Source organism: Streptomyces roseolilacinus (assembly GCF_014649335.1).
Taxonomy (GTDB): Bacteria; Actinomycetota; Actinomycetes; order Streptomycetales; family Streptomycetaceae; genus Streptomyces; species Streptomyces roseolilacinus.
Window position 1 is genome coordinate 1 of record NZ_BMSV01000045.1, and the last position, 565, is coordinate 565.

Annotated in this window: 1 rRNA gene; it reads right to left on the reverse strand. The window is 58.2% G+C overall.

The window, feature by feature from the left end:
- A 23S ribosomal RNA gene (locus IE106_RS30030) occupies nt 1-565 on the reverse strand; the annotation flags it as partial.

Below are 565 nucleotides of genomic sequence, written 5' to 3' on the forward strand. Positions count from 1 at the left end.
ACTTTTCACCATTCCCTCACGGTACTATCCGCTATCGGTCACCAGGGAATATTTAGGCTTAGCGGGTGGTCCCGCCAGATTCACACGGGATTTCTCGGGCCCCGTGCTACTTGGGTGTCTCTCCAACGAGCCGCATGAATTTCAGCTACGGGGGTCTTACCCTCTACGCCGGACCTTTCGCATGTCCTTCGCCTATCCATACGGTTTCTGACTCGTCTCACGGCCGGCAGACCGCGAAAGAGAGATCCCACAACCCCGCATGCGCAACCCCTGCCGGGTCTCACACGCATACGGTTTGGCCTCATCCGGTTTCGCTCGCCACTACTCCCGGAATCACGGTTGTTTTCTCTTCCTGAGGGTACTGAGATGTTTCACTTCCCCTCGTTCCCTCCACACTGCCTATGTGTTCAGCAGCGGGTGACAGCCCATGACGACTGCCGGGTTTCCCCATTCGGACACCCCCGGATCAAAGCTCGGTTGACAGCTCCCCGGGGCCTATCGTGGCCTCCCACGTCCTTCATCGGTTCCTGGTGCCAAGGCATCCACCGTGCGCCCTTAAAAACTT